Source organism: Cryobacterium cryoconiti, from assembly GCF_004403065.1.
Lineage (GTDB): Bacteria > Actinomycetota > Actinomycetes > Actinomycetales > Microbacteriaceae > Cryobacterium > Cryobacterium cryoconiti.
The window spans coordinates 17,001-35,777 of sequence record NZ_SOHA01000034.1; the positions used below are offsets into that span (position 1 = coordinate 17,001).

The 18,777-nt window shown below is 64.1% G+C and carries 15 protein-coding genes, 1 tRNA gene and 1 pseudogene; 12 read left to right on the forward strand and 5 right to left on the reverse strand.

From position 1 onward, the window contains the following. Nucleotides 1-19 precede the first annotated feature (19 nt). The 5 genes from E3T49_RS10690 to E3T49_RS10710 all read left to right on the forward strand — a co-directional run bounded on the left by E3T49_RS10690 (nt 20) and on the right by E3T49_RS10710 (nt 5,155). Nucleotides 20-385 carry a hypothetical protein gene (locus E3T49_RS10690; RefSeq protein ID WP_134424901.1) on the forward strand — a complete coding sequence of 122 codons (366 nt, stop codon included), beginning with the start codon at nt 20-22 and terminating at the stop codon, nt 383-385. 20 nt (nt 386-405) lie between these two features. Continuing rightward, nucleotides 406-621: an AsnC family protein gene (locus E3T49_RS16600; RefSeq protein WP_134424902.1), complete on the forward strand. Its 216-nt coding sequence runs from the start codon at nt 406-408 to the stop codon at nt 619-621. A gap of 36 nt (nt 622-657) precedes the next feature. Next, nucleotides 658-1,635: a serine hydrolase domain-containing protein gene (locus tag E3T49_RS10700; protein ID WP_134424903.1), complete on the forward strand. Its 978-nt coding sequence runs from the start codon at nt 658-660 to the stop codon at nt 1,633-1,635. 740 nt (nt 1,636-2,375) lie between these two features. After that, entirely contained in the window at nt 2,376-4,157 is a 1,782-nt protein-coding gene (locus tag E3T49_RS10705; protein WP_134424904.1) for an ABC transporter ATP-binding protein, read from the forward strand. A gap of 29 nt (nt 4,158-4,186) precedes the next feature. Further along, on the forward strand, nt 4,187-5,155 hold the full coding sequence (locus E3T49_RS10710; protein ID WP_134424905.1) for an acetylxylan esterase: 969 nt from the start codon (nt 4,187-4,189) through the stop codon (nt 5,153-5,155). A gap of 30 nt (nt 5,156-5,185) precedes the next feature. On the opposite strand, the gene E3T49_RS10715 is transcribed toward E3T49_RS10710, so the two are convergent. Then, the gene (locus E3T49_RS10715; RefSeq protein ID WP_134424906.1) at nt 5,186-6,193 is read right to left on the reverse strand and encodes a LacI family DNA-binding transcriptional regulator; all 1,008 of its coding nucleotides are present in this window, start codon (nt 6,191-6,193) and stop codon (nt 5,186-5,188) included. 282 nt (nt 6,194-6,475) lie between these two features. Here E3T49_RS10715 and E3T49_RS10720 point away from each other — a divergent pair, with 282 nt between their 5' ends. The 7 genes and pseudogenes from E3T49_RS10720 to E3T49_RS16605 all read left to right on the forward strand — a co-directional run. Next, nucleotides 6,476-7,771 carry an ABC transporter substrate-binding protein gene (locus tag E3T49_RS10720; RefSeq protein ID WP_134424907.1) on the forward strand — a complete coding sequence of 432 codons (1,296 nt, stop codon included), beginning with the start codon at nt 6,476-6,478 and terminating at the stop codon, nt 7,769-7,771. 91 nt (nt 7,772-7,862) lie between these two features. Next, entirely contained in the window at nt 7,863-8,837 is a 975-nt protein-coding gene (locus E3T49_RS10725) for a carbohydrate ABC transporter permease (protein ID WP_134424908.1), read from the forward strand. Beyond that, nucleotides 8,834-9,658, forward strand: a complete 825-nt coding sequence (locus E3T49_RS10730) for a carbohydrate ABC transporter permease (RefSeq protein WP_134424909.1) — start codon at nt 8,834-8,836, stop codon at nt 9,656-9,658. Before E3T49_RS10725 ends, E3T49_RS10730 begins: the two co-directional genes overlap by 4 nt. Then, complete coding sequence (locus E3T49_RS10735; RefSeq protein WP_134424910.1) at nt 9,658-12,183, forward strand: glycoside hydrolase family 2 protein; 2,526 nt, start codon at nt 9,658-9,660, stop codon at nt 12,181-12,183. Before E3T49_RS10730 ends, E3T49_RS10735 begins: the two co-directional genes overlap by 1 nt. After that, nucleotides 12,180-13,151, forward strand: a complete 972-nt coding sequence (locus E3T49_RS10740; protein ID WP_420898543.1) for a glycoside hydrolase family 113 — start codon at nt 12,180-12,182, stop codon at nt 13,149-13,151. The genes E3T49_RS10735 and E3T49_RS10740 overlap by 4 nt, the downstream gene beginning before the upstream one ends. Beyond that, entirely contained in the window at nt 13,144-14,088 is a 945-nt protein-coding gene (locus tag E3T49_RS10745) for an N-acetylglucosamine kinase (RefSeq protein ID WP_134424911.1), read from the forward strand. Before E3T49_RS10740 ends, E3T49_RS10745 begins: the two co-directional genes overlap by 8 nt. Nucleotides 14,089-14,347: 259 nt before the next feature. Continuing rightward, a pseudogene (locus tag E3T49_RS16605) lies at nt 14,348-14,635 on the forward strand (hypothetical protein); the annotation flags it as partial. 496 nt (nt 14,636-15,131) lie between these two features. Here the strand turns inward: E3T49_RS16605 and E3T49_RS10760 are convergent. The 4 genes from E3T49_RS10760 to E3T49_RS10775 form a co-directional block, all read right to left on the reverse strand. Beyond that, nucleotides 15,132-16,922 (reverse strand): AIPR family protein, encoded by a 1,791-nt coding sequence (locus E3T49_RS10760; protein ID WP_134424912.1) that lies wholly within the window; start codon nt 16,920-16,922, stop codon nt 15,132-15,134. A 170-nt stretch (nt 16,923-17,092) separates the two neighbouring features. Continuing rightward, entirely contained in the window at nt 17,093-18,298 is a 1,206-nt protein-coding gene (locus E3T49_RS10765; protein ID WP_134424913.1) for a tyrosine-type recombinase/integrase, read from the reverse strand. Then, nucleotides 18,291-18,485: a helix-turn-helix transcriptional regulator gene (locus E3T49_RS10770; RefSeq protein WP_134424914.1), complete on the reverse strand. Its 195-nt coding sequence runs from the start codon at nt 18,483-18,485 to the stop codon at nt 18,291-18,293. The genes E3T49_RS10765 and E3T49_RS10770 overlap by 8 nt, the downstream gene beginning before the upstream one ends. Nucleotides 18,486-18,681: 196 nt before the next feature. Then, nucleotides 18,682-18,753: transfer RNA gene (locus E3T49_RS10775), tRNA-Gln, on the reverse strand. Nucleotides 18,754-18,777 lie beyond the last annotated feature (24 nt).

Here is an 18,777-nt window from a genome sequence, read left to right on the forward strand (position 1 = left end):
CGAGTGGCATTTTCCGATCATGATCGCCGCAGCATTGCTCGAATTCCTGGGCCTCCTCTGGCTCGTCCTCGGCACGAAGACCTTCCGACGGCGCATCCTCGCCGTCGGGATCGTCTCCGTGGTCGTGGTCGTAGCCGGCATGGCGTTCGGAAAATACGGTGCGACCGGCGGGTTACCGTGGTGGGTCTACTACCCGATCCCGGCGCTGGTGACGGTGTTCGTGCCACCCCTGGTGTTCAGGCTCGGCGCTCGACGCACCGTCCTCTACCTGGTGCTCGCGGTGCTCTCGGCACCACTCATCCACGTGCTCTTCGCTTTCTTCCTCGGCTGGGACGAGTACATGCCGTTCCTGCCGATTCCGAGCCTGGCGAGCCTGTTCTCCTGATCGTCAACTAGAATTGACGAATGCAGGCGGAGCGATTGAAAACACTCGTCGGAGCGATGGACGGCAAGGGACCAGCTGAAGCCCTGCACATCATCGCCGAGCTCCATCGGGAGGTAGGGCGCAGTGAGGCAGGCCTCGTTCGCAGCGCTCGTTCGGCCGGGCTTTCCTGGGAGGCTATCGCTCAATGCCTCGGTGTTTCAAAGCAGGCCGTCCACAGGAGGTACGGCAAGCGGTAAGCCGTCCGACGCGGGAACGTGCGGAGAGGAATATCCATGGAGACCCAATGGCGTGGGGACACTGAACTTGTTCGTGCTGCGAGCCGCGTCTTTCGTTCAACCGGGGCAGCAGCAGTGGCCGTGATCACCCCTCAGGGCGAATCGACCGCAACGCTGGGCACGGACCATCAGGCCACCTTCGAGATCGGGTCAATCTCCAAACCGCTCACGGGAATGTTGTATCGGGACGCGACCGAGCGCGGTCTCGTCCAGCCGACAACGGCCCTTCGCGACTTGCTTCCGCTTGAAGGCCACGGAGAGGTTGGTTCCGTGAGCCTCGGTTCCCTGGCCATCCACCGATCTGGTCTTCCCCGCTTGCCGCCAGGGATGCACCCACTTCGCCGCACCGTCGACTTTTGGATCCGAGGTCAGAACCCGTACGGCGAGACCCTCGCTGATCTCCTCGACCAGACTCGCACTGTGCGAGTCGGCGCCCCTCGACCCAGGTACTCGAACCTCGGTTTTCAGCTGCTGGGGCACGCCGTGGCGAGAGGAGCCGGGACTACCTACGAACGACTCCTGCAGGAGGTCCTGGGCGAAGGATTCTCGACGCCGGCGCGCGCAGGGGACCTGGGGCCTTCGGATCTGACAGGATTCAGTCGGTTCGGACGCCCCCTGCCCGCGTGGGTAGGTGAAGGGCTCGCCCCGGCAGGCGGCGTCCGCGCGACCATAGGCACAATGCGCGGCTTCCTCCGCTCGATCCTCGACGGATCGGCTCGGGGTCTTTCCGCGCTCGAGCCAGTCTCGAAATTCTCTCCGCGGGTCGGTATCGGTGCAGGGTGGATCACACTCGAGTTCCGGGGCCGCGCAATCACCTGGCACAACGGCAGCACCGGAGGGTTCAGCAGCTGGATCGGCCTCGACCGAGATGCCGGCGTCGGTGTCGTTGTGTTATCGGCCGTCCATGGGTCCGTCGACAGACAGGGATTTCGTCTTCTGACAGAGTTCACGGCAACCCGGGGCGGTCTCGCCTGAATGAAAAAAACCCCCGCGTGAGCGGGGGCCTTATCTAAAGCTGGGGTACCTGGACTCGAACCAAGAACAACTGATAGTCGTCTCGACCTTTTCGTCCACCCACACTGGGGGCAGAATCCCGCGGATTTCCGCGGTTTTCATGACGCTATTCTACCCGCTGGCACGGACTAGTACGGGTCCATTCTGGTTACGCAAAGGAGTTTTCGGTGCGTTTCTGGTCACAGCCTCCAGTGCGCCATAAACAGAGTGATGGGCTACTCGTTGGCCGAAGGCGGCGATCGATGTCTCGACCCGTCACATCGCTCGGTACTACGAGAATTGAACCCGCGACCCTTGAAGGTTCAGGCCTTAACTTGATCTTCACCGAATGTATCGTAAAACTCGCGGATTCCCTTGTGTTTACCGGGAACCGGGCGGTTCACTGCCCCCAACTGTACGTCATCGTTTTGGGTCAAATAGAGAGAAATTTGATGAGTAAATGATGACCATCTGAACCTCTTTAGGCGACACGACAGGACCAACCACCGACCGTGATCGATCACCCGACCCAGCGAACGCAACTAGGCTGATTTCTGACATCCTTATCGATGTCAGCGACCTCGTTCCGCGACAGCCCGGAGTTCCCAACACGCCAGGGCAGAGGAAGCACCCCGTCTACGCGTTCGACCGCCTGTCCGACTTCCAGGGCCGATCGGCGAACCGTTACCGCTACGGCCGATCGGCCGTGGAAGAGGTGTGCCATGGGTGACCTGTCCCGAACGAACGCGATCGAGCATGGCGTCGTTAAGACCGAGCCGTTCCGGTCGTTCCTCCGTCTGCTTCGGCCGTATCGCGGCCGACTTTCGCTGTCCACCCTGTCGTTTCTGGTGAAGGACAGCCCGGCTTGGCTACTCCCGCCACTGACCGCGGCGATCATCGACATCGTCGTCGCGCGCGGTCCCCTGCCCAACCTGTGGTTGCTGGCCGGTCTGGCGACCGTGCTGCTCACCCTGAACTACCCGTTCCATATGCTCTACGTGCGCGGCTCCAGCCTGGCCACTCGGTCGATGGCGGTCGACGTGCGCAATGCACTGACCGAGCGGCTGCAGCGTCTGTCGATCGGGTTCCACAACCGGCAGAGCGCCTCGATCGTGCAGACCAAGGTGGTGCGAGACGTCGAGAACCTCGAGCTGATGATGCAGCAGGCGTTCCCGACCGTGCTCTCCACCGTGTTCACCCTCACCGGGGCGATCGTGATCACCGCGATCGCGGTGCCCGCGTTCGTGGGCGTCTTCGCGATCACCGTGCCAGTTGCCGCGCTGCTTGTGCGCTACATCCGCACCCGGGCGGGGGCACGCAACGAGAACTTCCGGCTCGAGGTGGAACGATTCTCGGCCGGGGTCGGCGAGATGGCTGCGCTCATCCCGATCACCCGCGGCCACGGGCTCGAGCTGGTGGCCTCGAAGCGGGTCGCCGGGCAGGCCCGCAGCGTCAGTATCGCCGGGCAGGAACTGGACACTCTCAACGGCCGGTTCGGTGCGTTCTCCTGGGTCTCCTACCAGATACTCGGCGTGGCGTGCCTGGTCGGGGCATCCGCTGCCTCGATCACCCAGCTGATCCCGATCACGCCGGGCCAGGTCGTGCTGCTCAGCACCTACTTCACGGTGCTGACCGGGGGAATCGTTAACCTGCTCAATGTCACGCCGGTGGTCTCTCGCGGGCTCGAGTCGATGCGGTCGATCGCGGAGATCATGGAGGAGCCCGACGTCGAGGTCAACGACGGCCGCGACCCGGTCGCCTCCGTCTCCGGGGCGATCGAGCTCGACGGAGTCACCTTCCGCTATCTCGGCGGACGCCCGGCCCTCACCGACATCACCATCTCGATCCGGGCCGGAGAGACCATCGCCCTGGTCGGGCCCTCCGGCTCCGGCAAGTCGACCCTGCTCAACCTCGTGCTCGGTTTCGTGCGCCCGACCACTGGCCGGGTCCTGCTCGACGGCCGCGACATGAACACCCTGGACATGCGCAGCGTGCGCAGCCACGTGTCGATCGTGCCGCAGGAATCCGTGCTATTCGAGGGCACGATCCGCGACAACGTAGCCTACGGGCTCACCGGGGTCGACGATGAGAGCATCCTCAGCGCCCTGCGCGGCGCGAACGCGCTCGACATCCTCGGCCCTGCCGATTCCCCGAGCGGCTCCGGCCTCGACGCCATCGTCGGCACCCGCGGCTCCGGCCTCTCCGGCGGGCAGCGGCAGCGCCTCGCGATCGCCCGCGCCCTCGTGCGCGATCCGCGCATCCTCATCCTCGACGAGCCCACCAGCGCGCTCGACGCCGACTCGGAGGGCAGGGTGAAGGATGCCCTGGCCACCCTGTTCCGGGACCGCACCACCCTCATCGCCGCGCACCGGCTCTCGACCATCCGGGAGGCGGACCGGATCGCCTACATCGAGAAGGGCCGGATCGTCGAGCTCGGCAGCCACGATGAGCTGATGGCCCTCGGCAACCGCTACGCCCGCATCGTCTCCCGCCAGACCACCTGACCCTGCCCACCCAGTAGAAAGGCCCTGCAATGCCCCGTTTCGACCTCAGCCTCCCGGAGCTCCGGGAGTATCGCCCCCAGGTCACCGAACCGGCCGACTTCGACGACTTCTGGCGCCGCACGCTCGCCGAAGCCCGCCGCTCCCCCACCGAACCCCGGCTGACCCGGCAGGAGTCACCGCTGACCCAGGTCGAGGTGTTCGACCTGGTGTTCCCCGGCTTCGGCGGCCAGCCGGTGCACGCCTGGTACCTGCTCCCGGCCGGCACCACCGGGCGCCTGCCCGCGATGGTCGAGTACAACGGCTACGGTGGCGGCCGCGGCCTCCCTCACGAGAGGCTGGCCTGGGTCACCGCCGGCTACGCCTACCTGTTCATGGACACCCGCGGCCAGGGCAGCGTCTGGGGCTCAGGCGGCGACACGCCGGACCCGAACGGCACCGGGCCATCCGTGCCCGGATTCATGACCCGGGGCATCGAATCACCACACGACCACTACTACCGCCGCGTCTACACGGACGCCGTGCGCGCGATCGACGCCATCCGCACCCTGGACCGGGTTGACCCCGCTCGCGTCGCCGTGTGCGGAGGCAGCCAAGGTGGCGGCATCGCCCTAGCCGCCGCCGGTCTCACCGACGGGCTCGCCGGCGTGCTGCCGGAGGTGCCGTTCCTCTGCCATTTCGAGCGGGCCGTCGGGATGACCGACGAGGACCCGTACCAGGAGATCGTGCGCTACCTCTCCGTACACCGGAACCGTACGGAGCAGACCTTCCGCACCCTCTCGTACCTCGACGGGGTGAACTTCGCTGCCCGCGCAACGGCTCCAGCGCTGTTCTCGGTGGGCCTGCTCGACCCGGTCTGTCCGCCCTCGACGGTATTCGCGGCCTTCAACCGCTACGGCGGAGATGCAGAAATTGAGGTCTACCCGTTCAACCAGCACGAGGGCGGCGGCGGGCACCACTGGGTGCGCCAGGCGGCCTGGCTAGAGCACGTGCTGAGCTGAGCTAAGGATTCGTGCCCAAGCGCTCCACGCTCAGCGCGGCGGCGGTATTTCCCCGGACCCGCGGTGTATCAGCCGGGTGGGGATCTCGAGCTGTTTCGTGAATTCGGAGGGATCGGCCAGCCGCTCGAGCGCGAGCCGGGCGGCCGTTCGGCCGAGCTCCATGGTGTCGTAGGCGACCACGGAGATACCGAGGGCATCCGCCAGTTCGAAGTCATCGAAGCCGATGAAGGCGACCGCAGGTTCCCGGTCCCGGAGCACGCGGACGGCCCCCGCGCTCGCACGGTTGTTACCGCCGACGATCGCGGTCGGCGGGTCCGCTTGGTCGAGGAGAGCACGCACGGCCTGCTCGGCCGAGACGGCCGGATCGTCGTCGACGCGCTCCCACCGGGCCGTATCCATCACCCCGACCTCACGAAGCGCCTCTCGGTAGCCCGCGAGACGCTCGCGCAACGTGTACATCGCGGACGGGTTGCTGACGAAGCCGATCTTCCGGTGGCCGAGCGCCGTCAATGACCGTACCGCGTCCGCCATGCCTTGGCGGTTCTGAAGCACCACGGAATCGGCGAGCAGGTTGCGGGCGGGCCGGTCGACGCTGATTACGGGCGTTCCCAACTGCCGTTCGCCGTCAAGGTACGACTGGTCATCCGCGACGGGAATCAGCAGAAGCGCGCGCACCCGCTGCGCGAGCAGGGCGTCCACGACAATCTCCTCGCTCTCCGGGGTGTCGTCTGTGGTCGCCAACACCATCGTCAGCCCGCTTTCGGCGAGCTCCCTTTCAATCCCCGCTGCGACGTGGAAGTAGAACGGGTTCCTGAGATCTCCGATCACGAAGGCGACCGTGTTGGACACCCCGCCCCGGCGGAGGCTCCTCGCGAGGTTGTTCGGTCGGAAGCGCAGCCGTTTAGCCGCGCCGAGCACCCGCTCCCGGGTCTCCGGGCTCACATTGCCTGCCCCGGCGAACACCCGGGACACGGTCTTGGAACTGACGCCTGCCAGCCGAGCAACGTCAGCGAGGGTCGCGCGGGACTGGGTGTTCATACGGGGATCCTGAGCATGAATCCACTCTATGACAACGTAAGACATTTATGCAGACATTTTCGCTATGGATGCGAACATTTTTGCCCAGTAAACCCAATTGAATACAGGAAATCAGGCAGGTTGACGTAAAGAGGACACGATAAGACAGCGCTGACATTTGTGGTTGACACGGCCTTCTTCAGTCGCCTAACGTTGCCCGCACAGCAACACCGGAGATCCACGAGTCGCGAAGTCGCGGTCGTGCCTCAGCGGGTCGAGGGTGACACCGAACAGGAGAAACAGATGGCAAAGAAGCTCATCGCAGGAGTGGCCGTTCTCGCGGCCACCGCATTGCTCGCCGGATGCTCGTCCGGGGCATCGAGTTCGAGCGACACCGGTAAGGTCACCGGTGAGATCACTGTCCTGACCAACCGCACCGACATTGTCGACACGACGTTCAAGGACTACGCCGCCCAGTTCGAAAAGGCGTACCCGGGCACGAAGGTCAAGTTCGAGGCGATCGCGAAGTACGAGACCGATGTCGCGACCCGCATGTCGAGCGGCAGCTACGGCGACGTTCTCCTCATCCCGAACACGGTCACGAAGGCGCAGCTCCCCCAGTTCTTCGAGCCGCTCGACAGCGTCGAAAAGCTGGGCGAGACATACCGGTTCGTCAATGAGGCGGCGTACGACGGTGAGGCCTACGGCGTCGCCCAGACGGGCAATGCCCAGGGCATCGTCTACAACAAGAAGGTCTGGACGGCCGCGGGAATCACCGACCTCCCCACGACACCGACCGAGTTCCTCGCCGACCTCACACTGATCAAGGACAAGACCGACGCGGTCCCGTACTACACCAACTACAAGGACGGCTGGCCGCTGAGCCAGTGGGACGGTAACCGCGCCATCACGGGCGACGCCGACGAATCCAACAAGCTGATCGTGTCCGACGCACCCTGGGCCAAGGGCCAGTACCACGAGGTCACCGATGGCTTGCTCTTTGACATCGTCAAGGACGGCCTCAGCGAGGAAGATCCCTCGACGACCGACTGGGAGACATCGAAGACCTCACTCGGCAGCGGCAAGGTTGCCTCAATGGTGCTCGGCTCCTGGTCGATCACCCAGATGCAGGACGCCGCGGTGACTGCGGGCGGCGCCAAGGAAGACATCGGCTACATGCCCTTCCCGTACCAGGTCGACGGCAAGTTCTACTCCACCGTTGCCGGCGACTACAAGAACGGCATCAGCACCAAGTCCGAGAACAAGGCGACCGCTCGCGCCTGGATCGACTGGTTCGCCCAGAAGTCCGGTTACGCAGCGGAGCAGGGCGGCCTGTCCCCTCTGGTCGACGGTGAGGTCCCCGCAGTTCTGGACGACTTCACCACGGCGGGCGTGGAGTACCTCGAGTTGACCCCGGCCCCGGCCGGCAAGGAGACCCTCGAGAACGACATCGTCAGCTCCTCCGAGATCGACCTCACCGGCAACATCTACCGGGCAAAGCTCATCGATATCGCACGCGGCGCAGCAGAGGGCGACAAGGCCTCCTACTTCGCTGAACTGAACAAGAAGTGGGCCGACGCGGTCAAGTCCGTCGGCTAGAAGTCCGAACGCACCGAAGCGCCAACAGCACCACCAGAACGCCGCACGACAGTGCGCAAAGTGGGGAGTATCCCCAAAGAAAGGATGCCGGATGTCTCAACAACTGGCTCGCCGGGCACCCGGGGATACTCTCCGCAAACTGAACCCGCGGAGAATCACCAGCCGCTTCACCCGCACCGAGGTGCGGCAAGGAAAGACCCACACGGCCATCGTGATGCCCTGGCTGTTCCTGGCCATTCCGCTGGCATTGCTGCTGACGTTCACGTACATCCCGGTCGGCAACATGATCTGGTACAGCTTCACCTCCTGGGACGGCCTCGACCAGAACAAGGAAGTCGTCGGCTTCGACAACTTCCTTCGCATCTTCACCCAGCCGCAGTACTGGCAGGTGTTCGCGGTCAGCCTCTACTACTTCGCCGCTTCCTTCCTGCAGATGGCCCTGGCACTCTACTTCGCCACCATCCTCAGCTTCAAGACCCGCTTCCGGAGCCTGTTCAAGGGAATCCTGTTCTTCCCTTACCTGATCAACGCAGTTGCCATCGCGTTCATTTTTCTGTTCTTCTTCCGGCCCGGCGGCACCCTCGACGCGGTCCTCGGCTTCCTGGGAATGGGCGGTCTCTCCACCCAGTGGCTAGGCAACCCGGAAGTCGTCAACTACTCGCTGGCCGGCGTCGCCATCTGGCGCTACATCGGCCTCAACTTCGTGCTCTTCCTCGGTGCGATCCAGTCGATCCCCGGTGAACTGTACGAGGCGGCCGACCTCGACGGAGCCAACAAGTGGCACCAGTTCCGCTACATCATCGCCCCCGGCATCCAGCGCATCATCAGCCTCTCCTTCATCCTCGCCATCGCCGGCAGCCTGTCAGCCTTCGAACTGCCATTCATCATCACTGGCGGAGCCAACGGCAGCACGACCTTCGTGATCCAGACGATCCAGACGGCCTTCGTGTTCCGCAAGGTCGGGCTCGCCTCGGCCATGGCCGTGATCCTGCTGATCATCGTGCTGCTCGTCACCTGGATCCAGCGCAAGGTCGTCCCCGACGAGAAAGTGACCCTGTCCTCATGATCCGCACCCTCTGGACCACCGGAAAATACGTTTCCCTCGTTCTCGGCTCGCTCGTAGCCCTCGTGCCGATCATCGTGATCGTCTTCGCGTCACTTAAGACGAACACCGAATACGCCACCTCCGGTCCCCTCGTCCCGCCGGAGAACTGGCTCAACTTCGGCAATTTCGTCACGGCTTTCGTCAAAGGCCGGATGCTCACCGGCTTCCTCAACACAACGTTCATCGCCGTCGTCTCGGTGACCGGCACCATCCTGATCGGCACCATGGCCGCCTACGTGCTCGACCGGTTCGAGTTCCGCTTCAAGAAGCTCGTCTTCGCGCTCTTCCTGATCGCCACCCTGGTGCCCGCCGTGACCACCCAGGTGGCCACCTACCAGGTCGTCAACTGGTTCCACCTCGTGAATACCCATGGCGCAGCGATCATCCTGTTCATGGGCACCGACATCCTCTCGATCTACATCTTCATCCAGTTCATGCAGTCGATCCCCCGCTCGCTCGACGAAGCCGCCATGCTCGACGGCGCCAGCCGGCTCGGTATCTACTGGCGGATCATCCTCCCGCTGCTCGGCCCGGCCATCGCCACGGTCGTCATCATCAAGGGGATCGCGATCTACAACGAGTTCTACATCCCCTACCTCTACATGCCCAGTCAGGACCTGGCAGTGATCAGCACCTCACTGTTCCGCTTCCAGGGGCCGTACGGCGCCCAATGGGAGGTCATCGCGGCCGGCATCATGATCGTGATCCTGCCAACGCTGATCATCTTCCTCTTCTTGCAACGATTCATCTATAACGGCGTGACCTCAGGAGCTACCAAGTAATGACGATCCACATCGACCAGAACCCGCCCGCGAACCAGGCACCGGCGACCGCCCACCCCATCCGCCGTTCGCTCGGCGCCGACTGGAGCGTCGCAGCCCTGGACGGGCCAGTACCCCGGGAGGTCCGGCAAGCTGTGATCCCGGCAACGGTTCCCGGCTCCGTGCACACTGACCTGCTGGCGGCCGGACTCATCCCCGACCCCTACCTCGACGACAACGAAAACCTCCTCGCCTGGATCGGCCTGACCGACTGGCGCTACACCAAGACATTCGCGTGGCAGCCGGGCGGAAGCACGCAGACCGAGGTGGTCTTTGACGGCCTCGACACAATCGCCTCGATCGAGCTGAACGGGCACCCCATCGGCGAGACCCGCAACATGCACCGCCGCTACCGGTTCGATCTGCGTCCGCGACTCAAGGCCGGGCTGAACGAGCTCACTGTGACCTTCCGCTCCCCCGTGCGCGCAGCGGATGCTGCCAGCCTCCACCTCGGTTACCGTCCGCACGTGAACCACCACCCCTACAACGCCATCCGCAAGATGGCCTGCAGCTTCGGCTGGGACTGGGGAATCGACACGAGCACCAGCGGAATCTGGCGCCCCGTGACACTGGAAAGCTGGTCGGTGGCTCGGATAGAGAGCGTGCGGCCGATCGCCACGGTCACAGAGAATGCCGGCACCATCGACGTCCACGTCGAGGTCGCTCGAGCCAGCGACGCAACCCTGCTCGTCGCCGCATCCGTCGCCGGAGTGTCAGCGACAGTCGAGCTCGCCGCCGGAGAGACGACCGCGCTCGTGCGTCTCGAGCTGCAGGAGATTTCACTCTGGTGGCCGCGCGGCTACGGCGAACAGCCGCTCTATGACGTCGCCGTCACCCTGACCCGCACCGCCGATGGCGCGGCCTCCACCGAACTCGACACCGCGAGCAAGCGGATCGGCTTCCGCACGGTCGAGTTCAACACCACCCCAGACGACGACGGCACCCCATTTACCATCGTGATCAACGGAATGCCCGTCTTCGTGCGCGGCGCCAACTGGATCCCCGACGACGCCTTCCCACACCGAGTCAACCGGGCCCGCTACCTGGACCGCATCGAACAGGCCGAGTTCGCCAACATCAACCTGATCCGAGTCTGGGGCGGCGGCATCTTCGAGGCCGACGACTTCTACGAGCTCTGTGACGAGCGCGGCATGCTCACCTGGCAGGACTTCCTCCTCGCCTGCGCCGCCTACGCCGAAGAACCACCACTCGGCGACGAGATCGAGGCCGAAGCCCGCGACAACGTCGGCCGGCTGGCCAGTCATCCCTCGCTGGTCGTGTTTAACGGCAACAACGAAAACATCTGGGGCCACGAGGAGTGGAACTGGAAGAAGCGCCTCGACGGCAAGACCTGGGGCGGCGGGTACTACTACGAGGTGTTCCCGCGGATCGTCGCCGAACTCGCCCCGCAGGTCGGCTACACGCCGGGCAGCCCGTTCTCCCCCGGACCCACGCCGGAGAACGGCGGGCACACGCCAAACGACCCCGAGCACGGCACCATGCACATCTGGGACCTCTGGAACCAGCGCGACTACCCCGACTACCGCGAATACACGCCGCGGTTCGTCGCCGAGTTCGGCTGGCAGGGGCCACCGACCTGGTCCACGATGACCAGTTCCATCGGAGACTCCCCGCTAACCCCGGAGTCCCCCGGCATGCTCGTGCACCAGAAGGCGATGGAAGGCAACGTCAAGCTCACCGACGGCCTGCTCGCTCACTATCCGCTGCCTAACGAGATCGACGCCTGGCATTGGGCGATGTCGCTGAACCAGGCGAACGCCATCAGCACCGCGATCGAGCACTTCCGGTCCCTGCAGCCACACTGCATGGGCAGCATCGTCTGGCAGCTCAACGACTGCTGGCCGGTCACCTCCTGGGCGGCCGTCGACGGCTACGGGCGGCCGAAACCGCTGCTCTACGCACTCCGGAACGCCTACGCCGACCGGCTCGTCACCGTGCAGCCGCGGGACGGCGGGCTCGCCGTGGTCGTCGTCAATGACTCGGCCGAGCCCTGGGCCGGTCCACTGACGGTGGCACGGCTCAGCGACACGGGCACCGTGCTCGCCGAGCACACCGAGCAGGTCACCCTGCCGGCGCGGTCCACCGTGACCGTGCCGCTGCCGGCATCCGTGGCCCGGTCGACGGATGCCGCGACGGAGCTCCTGCGCGCCGACCTCGCCGGCGTACGCGGCCACTGGTTCTTCGCTGAAGCCAGAGACACCCGTCTCGGCGCCCCCGCGCTCGACACCCGGCTCGACCGGGTCGAGGGCGGCTACCGGCTCACCGTCACCGCGCACACCCTCACCCGCGACCTGGCCCTACTGATCGACAAGGTCGACCCGGCCGGCACCGTGGACGACATGCTCGTGACGCTACTGCCAGGCGAGAGCGCCGTCTTCACCGTCACCTCCGCCGCGGAGCTCGACCTGACCGCGCTGTCGGCGCCGACAGTCCTGCGCAGCGGAAACCAGCTGGTCAGGCCGTGACCGCGGCTGCCGCGGCGCTCGACGGCCCGGTCTGCGGGATGACCTGGGGCTGGACCGGGGTGCGCGGGGATTGGGCCACCGACGAGGCCCGGAGCTCGATGGCACGGATGAGCGAGCACGGCGTCAACTGGACCGCCCTGGCCTACGCGGCCTTGCAGGAGAACGCGCAGTCGACCGAGATCCCGTTCGACCGGGAACCCACCGTCACCGACGAGGAGGTGCGCTGGGCGATCCGCGAGGCGAAGGCCCTCGGGCTCAAGGTCTGCCTGAAGCCCGTGGTCAACTGCGCCGATGGCACCTGGCGCGCCTACATCGGCTTCTTCGACTGGGAGGTGCCCGGCGAGCCCGGCTGGGCAGACTGGTTCAAGTCGTACACCGCGTTCATCCTGCACGCGGCCCGACTGGCCGAGGCCGAGGGCTGCGAGATGCTCTGTATCGGCTGCGAGATGGTGCGCGCCGACGGCCAGGGTGCCCGCTGGCGCACGTTGATCGCCGGAGTGCGCGAGGTCTACTCCGGGCTGATCACGTACAACTGCGACAAATACCAAGAGGACCACATCGATTGGTGGGACGCAGTCGATGTGATCAGTTCGAGCGGCTACTACCCGCTGGGCTCATTTCCAGCCGAACTCGACCGGATCGACCCTATCGTTTCCCGGGCCGGTAGACCTTTCTTCTTCATGGAGGCCGGCTGCCCGAGCCGCACCGGCTCCGCCGCCAAGCCGAATGACTGGGCACTGCCCGGCGACCCGAGCGGCGCGGAGCAGCTTCGATATTACGACGACATGTTCGCCGCCGCCGCAGAGCGCGACTGGATGCTCGGTTTCATGCTCTGGGATTGGCCGGCCCGGCTCTACTCAGCGGGCGACGCATCCCGAAACGACGACTATTGCGTCTACGGCAAACCGTCCGGAACGTTCCTGACCCAGCAATACCGCGAACTGCAAGGACTTCCCTACCATGAGTAACCACCACCGCTCCCTCTCCATCGATGCCGGCCAGACGGGCATCCGAGCGACATTGCATGACGTGGACACGGCCGATGCGACCGTCGAATTCCCGGGGATCCTCACTGACACCAATCTGGTCCCCCAACTGGTCGACGTCGTCGCTCGGGTAGCCGGGGAATCGGGACGGGCGATTCACACCGTGAGCGCCGGGATCTCCGGCTTCACTTACTCCCTCTCCGATGCCGACGGGCTACGCGCTGCCACCGACGCCCTCGGCATACGCGAGGTCTACCTCGCCCACGACTCGGTCACCTCGTACCTTGGCGCGCTGGGCGACAGCCTGGGAGCCGTGATCGCGGTCGGGACTGGGGTGGTCACCCTCGCCGTCGGCGAAAGAACGGTCACCCGGATCGACGGCTGGGGCAACCTGATCGGCGACGCTGGCAGCGCCTACTGGATTGGCCGCGCCGCCCTCGACGCCGTGATGCGCGACTACGACGGGCGCGGTCCCCGCTCGCCCCTGACCGACGTGGTGCGCGCGGACTTCCCCGACTTGGAGACGGCTTACCTCGAGTTGCAGAGTGACCCGGGCCGGGTGAGCCGGATCGCTGCATACTCCCGGTACGTCACCGCGCTGGCACCGACGGATGCCGTCGCCGCCGCCATCTGCGGCGCCGCGGCAGCGGAACTCGTACTCTCGGTCGCGACGGGCCTTCGCCGGGTGGGTGAGGGATCCGGGCCATCACCGGTCGTCTGTGGTCTCGGCGGGGTGCTGCGGGCTCCGGAGATCAGCGTGCCGTTCGAGCAGGGCCTGCGTGCCCTCTGGCCAGCCATCGATATCCGGACGCCGCTGGCCAGTGCTCTCGAAGGTGCAGCCCTCCTGCCCGTCCTTGCAGCCCACAGCGCCCTCCTCGACCGCGTTGCGGTCTCCGCCTCGAACGCCCTCGGCAGGTAGCCGTCATCACCAACAGGTCACGCACCGGTATCGAACGTGAGAAAAAGCGCCTCGCCCCCGGGGTCTCAACAAGCTGACCACCGGCCGCCGTGCCTGTCGGTGGTCAGTTCGGAGCCCCACTAGGCCGAAGCACACGGTCCAACGATGACGAGGCCTCTGAGAGTCCTTGCAGAAGTCACCAACCTTCGTTTCCTTTTGACCCATCGCGGCCATGGCCCGGCGGACCTTGGCGGGCGTCATGTTAAACGGCCTCCCGCGGCTCTGCGCATACGACCCCGACCAGCACGGCTCGGCCCCCTTCGGATGGCACCGAGACTTTGCGGATGCCCGCCAGCGCCTCCACGACTGGGTTGCGACATCGGGGACCCGCCTCGAGCGCGACCGTCCGACGCGCCAAACTCCGTGGCCAGGAGAGCCGCCAGCGGATGCTGTAGAAGACATCGAGATCAGCGATCGCGACGCAGACTTCGTGCAGTTCGTCGTGGACGACGTCGCCAGGCGGCGCGCGGCCGAGGCGGCTTTCTATGCACGCGCCGAGTCGCCTTGATTCAAGAACTCGTTTTAGACGATCGAGGAGATGGACTCCTGACCAGTCCGTGCGCGCATCGACGAGTTGCTGTGAGTTGACCGCTCCTTTTCCTCGGCGGTATAACGGGAATCCAGGCCCCCACACGTCATGTGGAATGTACGCGGTTCCCCGGGGCAGTTGAACCGACTCTCGGCCGACGGGCTGTCGGGCTCTATTGGCGACCAACCGATATCAGTCACGCGACAGGGGCTCAATTGGTGCCGATACCGGTCCGCAGACTGATTCTGAGGTTCAAGTGGTGGTTGACGGTGACCAATCGAGGGTGGCTTCAACCAAGTTCGCGGCCAGGTGTCGAGCGGGGATACCTAAGGGATGAGGTGATCAATGATCACGGGCGCCGGCTAGCAGTTGGCGAATTTCCGCAGTTACCTCCTCCAGGGCGAGCTGGACCTCCACAGAGTTCCTCAAGAACGATTGATCGACGAGAATCTGGCGGTGCAGACATCGTGTCTAGCTACTCGGCACGTCTAGGAGTAACCACTGCCGGGAGGATAGCCGCACCAATCGTGTCGAACGGGCCGGGGTTCGCGGAACGCGTCGCTTCTACCATCGAAGAAAAGTCCTCGATCGCTTTCGCGACTCGCTCTTGAGATTTCAGTCCCAGGTCGGTCGCCGGTGATAGCTGTTTGGAAAAGGACAAGAGAGTATCGACGACTGGCTGCCAACGCTCCGTGGCGTCCGCAGGCGAAAGGTTTCTTTTGAATGTGAGCCGACTTCGATCGGTCACAGGCCGGCCGATGATCGTCTCGATGCAGGCCCCAATCGCCGCGACAAGCAGCAGATTCGATCCGCGCGACCGGAAGAACTCGGCATGTCGCTTCTGGGCTTGCGTCCGGTCATCCACAGGAATTGACACGATCGCTTGCTTCGCGTGGTCGACGGCGCGCAACAGACCGAAGACGAAGACGATGTGGCGAGCAGTGATTGTTTCCCGGAAAATGCTCGCATAGGTCGCGTCATTGTCCCAAATCGTCCGGGTCTCGTTGTAGGCCAGGTTCGGACGTCCATGGAAGGCGGCGAGAGACTGCGCAACGGATGAATCCGCAAGCAGTCCGCGGCGGCGAACAATCGCATCACTCGCCCCACCCCGCCGACCACCGCGATAGTCCGCATCCGGGACTTTTTCGAACTCATCTCGCAGCCGCTCTTGGATGGGGTCCTTGCTGCGAAAGTCAGTCGCTTCCACTTTGTTCTGCGTGTTGTTGAATCTAACGATGTCCTGCAATACCGAAGGATCATTGCACTTCACGAAGCGTGCCATGACGGCGGCTTCCCCGAGGTTTTCGGCTTCTACGTCAGATAGCTCGCCAATCGCACCGGTCGTCTGCCCGCCATTCACAATGCCAATTCCGCTGACCGTGAGCTGACGCGCGGATGCATCATGCGAGTAATCGTTCACCAGAATGGTGATCCCATTGTTGAAAATTGCGAAGTTCTTCGGCGCGGATTTGGCGGTTTCCTTGATGCCGAAGTTGATATTGCCCGCAGACCGGACCATTCCTAGGTAGTCCCGAATGTTCGGCGACATGAGCTGCGTCGTGTGGGTTGACCAGATTGCGCGAAGCACCTCCGCACTAACGGCGGTGGAAAAAGCGCTCCATCCCTCAGAGCTGAGCTCAAACCCACCGGGTACGTCAAAAACAAATTCGTCGTCGACGAGAATCGGCGCCTGGGTGCGCGCATACTCTCTCTCAAGCTGAGATTCGCCGATCTCGATGGAGGCCACGTCAACAAACGAACTGGGGAATTCCCGCCTTAGGAGCGCGTCTGCAGTCGTGGCAGCCTGCCCAAGTTCGCGCTGGACGTTCGCGGACTCAGGCAGGTTATGGACGTACCAAATCTCAAGTTCAGACACCGTTCCCGCGGCAAGTGCCGCGCGAACTTCCACGGCTGCTCCTCGCAGCGTCTCGGGCACCGTTTCCAGAGGTCCAGCCAACAACCAGCTGACCGCTGTGTTCGCGTCAGCCGCCTTATCTTCCGGCGCTGACGCTTTGGCGGAATTGGCTAGGTATCCCTGAGCAAGGACGATCTTCGTACCGTCGTTAACTACGGCTACGAGATCGCACTTCTTGTCATTGCTATGGTCTGTCAGGGCGTTGGCTGCGAAAGCCTCAATGTCATCGATTCCCAGCTTCATCTGGGCGGCGAATAGAAGAAGTGCGTTTGAACCGTAAGGGGAGAGATCGTCCCGGGCCTCGAACGCACTGTAGCCGGGCTGGTCAGCTTTCGATCGGTTCTCTTCCACAAGTGCTCCCCTTGGACTGTACGACGATAGGTTCGATTCTGCCGGAAAAATATCCAGCCAATGTTCAACTACGGTAACGGACGCATGTCCCCCCGTTCTCGTCTGACCAAGTTATGCCTGGCTATGGTTCCTCCTACGAACTTTTTCTTGAACCGTCTGACCGTGTTTTTTCAACCACCGAGCACAGCGTCGAGGATCTCCGCCGTCACGGGGTCGACCAGGTCGGCCGTGACAACGTAGCTGTTTCGAGTGGTCTGCTCGTTCGCATGGCCGAGCAGTCGAGATGCCAGCATGATACCGGCGGCCCGCTCGATGAGCGTTGCCGCGGTGCGTCGGTAGATGTGCGTGGTGTACTCGTCGACATCGACGCCCAGCTTGACGAGGTTCGCGCGTTCGTCGGCAATGAACGAACGCAGCAAGCGCTCGTAGTTGCTGACGCTCAGTGAACGGCCGGACTTGGTGGCGAACAGTGACGCCTCGGGGTCGGGTTCCGCGAGGGCAAGTCGGCGGCGAACGGCCGCTGCGGCCATCGATGGGAGAGCGATGCTGCGCCGTTGTCGCGAGCGCTTCGGAGAGTCTTTGCGATGGATCCCCTCTGCCTTCGTGCTGACAATGGTTCCGTTGACTACGAGGGTCGGAGGCAGCGTCGTCATGTCCACGTCACAGCGACGCAGGCCGAGGCATTCTCCGATCCTTATCGAGGTGCCCAACATGATTTCCATGCCGTCGATCAAGATCCGGTAGTTGGGCCGCGGGCCATCCTCCCGCGTGATTCTCCACTGCTGCATGAGTTTGCGGATGGTGGTGATTTGCACCGTGGTGAGTGTCGACTCCTTCTTCGGCGTTGTCGGCAAACGTTGAACGTCGCGCACTGGGTTGCTAACCATCGCGTCGTCGCGCACGGCGTAGCCACAGACAAGGCTCAACACGGCGCGGGCGTGACGTGCTTTCGAGATGGATTCCTCGTCCAAGATTTTTTGGAGGATGCGATCGCAGCGACCGACGGTGAGTCGGTCAAGCCGTACTCCGCCACACCGCGGCAGGATGACCAGGCATGCGGTCGTCTCATACGATTCGTAGGTCGAGTAGGTGAGGCTGCCGGTCTTCGCGCGGGTGAGAATCTGAGGCAACCACAGCTCGACAGCATCGGCAACCGTGTTTGACGGCGCGAGCCCCCCAAACCCGCCGGTCGACAAGGCCATCGCCTGGCGGTGGACTTCGGTGCGAGCCCGTTCCTCGGTCTCCGCGGTCGCGCCGAGGCGATGCAGAGCGCCGCTGTCGTCCCGGGTAAAGGCACGGGCCCGGTACCGGCCACTGGGGAGGCGCTTGACGTCGATCTTGCCCAACTCACCGGCGGGGATCTGCGGCTTACCCATGCCGATGCTCCTGGACCCAGACGAGCACGTCCTGGACGTCGTAGCGCACGTGCCGGCCGAGCTTCAGGTACGGCGGACCGGTATGGGTCAGACGCCAATCTTCCAGCGTGCGCTCGGGGAGTCGAAGCAACTCGGACAGTTCGTGCTGGGTGAGGAACGTCGGAGTAACCTGCGTTGTCGCGTCCATACCCAGAAGGTGTGCGGGCACGACCGTGAGCCGTCCGAGTGGACCGTGACAGGCCCGTACTTGTCCGGGCCGCATGACAACCCAGTTCCCCTGACTGGGGTATCTGGTGTCGTATCTGGTAATTCGGCCCGTTTCGGGCCTCAAGGGAAGGATGGGCGATGGGTGATATCGCCGCGGAATCCTGCGCCTGCTACTGCTGGGGTACCTGGACTCGAACCAAGAACAACTGAACCAGAATCAGTCGTGTTGCCAATTACACCATACCCCACTGCCGTTCCGCAGAACGGGCCGA

Coding starts and splice junctions, on each gene's coding strand:
- E3T49_RS10725 (WP_134424908.1), top strand. CDS start 7,863: ATGTCTCAACAACTGGCTCGCCGGGCACCCGGGGATACTCTCCGCAAA.
- E3T49_RS10720 (WP_134424907.1), top strand. CDS start 6,476: ATGGCAAAGAAGCTCATCGCAGGAGTGGCCGTTCTCGCGGCCACCGCA.
- E3T49_RS10710 (WP_134424905.1), top strand. CDS start 4,187: ATGCCCCGTTTCGACCTCAGCCTCCCGGAGCTCCGGGAGTATCGCCCC.
- E3T49_RS10730 (WP_134424909.1), top strand. CDS start 8,834: ATGATCCGCACCCTCTGGACCACCGGAAAATACGTTTCCCTCGTTCTC.
- E3T49_RS10705 (WP_134424904.1), top strand. CDS start 2,376: ATGGGTGACCTGTCCCGAACGAACGCGATCGAGCATGGCGTCGTTAAG.
- E3T49_RS10690 (WP_134424901.1), top strand. CDS start 20: ATGATCGCCGCAGCATTGCTCGAATTCCTGGGCCTCCTCTGGCTCGTC.
- E3T49_RS10770 (WP_134424914.1), bottom strand. CDS start 18,485: ATGGACGCGACAACGCAGGTTACTCCGACGTTCCTCACCCAGCACGAA.
- E3T49_RS10745 (WP_134424911.1), top strand. CDS start 13,144: ATGAGTAACCACCACCGCTCCCTCTCCATCGATGCCGGCCAGACGGGC.
- E3T49_RS16600 (WP_134424902.1), top strand. CDS start 406: ATGCAGGCGGAGCGATTGAAAACACTCGTCGGAGCGATGGACGGCAAG.
- E3T49_RS10735 (WP_134424910.1), top strand. CDS start 9,658: ATGACGATCCACATCGACCAGAACCCGCCCGCGAACCAGGCACCGGCG.
- E3T49_RS10765 (WP_134424913.1), bottom strand. CDS start 18,298: ATGGGTAAGCCGCAGATCCCCGCCGGTGAGTTGGGCAAGATCGACGTC.
- E3T49_RS10715 (WP_134424906.1), bottom strand. CDS start 6,193: ATGAACACCCAGTCCCGCGCGACCCTCGCTGACGTTGCTCGGCTGGCA.
- E3T49_RS10700 (WP_134424903.1), top strand. CDS start 658: ATGGAGACCCAATGGCGTGGGGACACTGAACTTGTTCGTGCTGCGAGC.